Origin of the sequence: Megasphaera massiliensis (assembly GCF_000455225.1) — a bacterium.
Taxonomy (GTDB): Bacteria; Bacillota; Negativicutes; order Veillonellales; family Megasphaeraceae; genus Megasphaera; species Megasphaera massiliensis.
Window position 1 is genome coordinate 1,220 of sequence record NZ_HF954549.1, and the last position, 718, is coordinate 1,937.

Consider the following 718-nt stretch of genomic DNA (forward strand, 5'->3'; position numbering starts at 1 on the left):
GTGTCGATAACCTTCTCTGCCGGATAGAAGGGAACAGCCGTCTCCTTGCCATTGTCCAGGACAAGCGTCGTATCGCCAAAGCCCTTCACAATGGTCACAGCGTTCAACTGAAGCAGCTTCTCTTTCACCTCTTCGAAGCTGTCCGTATTGTAGAGCAGCTTCAACTCGTCCCAGCCTGGCAGGAAATAGTCGGCCTGCTCCGCAATCGGAAGCAGCGTCTCCCGCGCTTCCTCGATCGACCAAAGCTTCAGCCGCAAATTCGGGTCAAAGCATACTTTGACGCCCGCTTCCTTGGCGATTTCAATCGCCCTGAGAACCGTCCGGCGGCTGCTCTCGCTAAGCGCCGTCGTAATACCCGTCACATGAAGCAGCTTCGCTCCGCGGATATACTGCTCGTCCAGTTGCTCCGGCTCCATACGGCTGGCCGCGGAATGCTTGCGGTAGTAATGTACGGCTGTTCTGCCGGCCACATGCTCGCGGAACATCATCCCGGTGGGTGCCTCGCTGCTCAATATAGAGCGGGACACGTCGACGCCTTCGCCGCGAAGCGTCTTCAGAATCATTTTGCCAAAAGGATCATCGCCCAGTACGCCGAACCAGCCTGCCGAGCCTCCCAGCCTGGCTACGCCGATCGCCACGTTGCTCTCGGCACCGCCGAAGCCTTGCTCCAGCACAGTTGCCCGCTCCAGCGCCTTATGCTCCGGCGGCATGAACAATG

At 58.8% G+C, this 718-nt stretch carries 1 protein-coding gene; it reads right to left on the reverse strand.

Annotated features, from left to right (window positions below):
- The coding region (locus tag TX77_RS10705) for a sugar kinase (RefSeq protein ID WP_044505088.1) at nt 1–718 on the reverse strand (718 nt) is incomplete at both ends.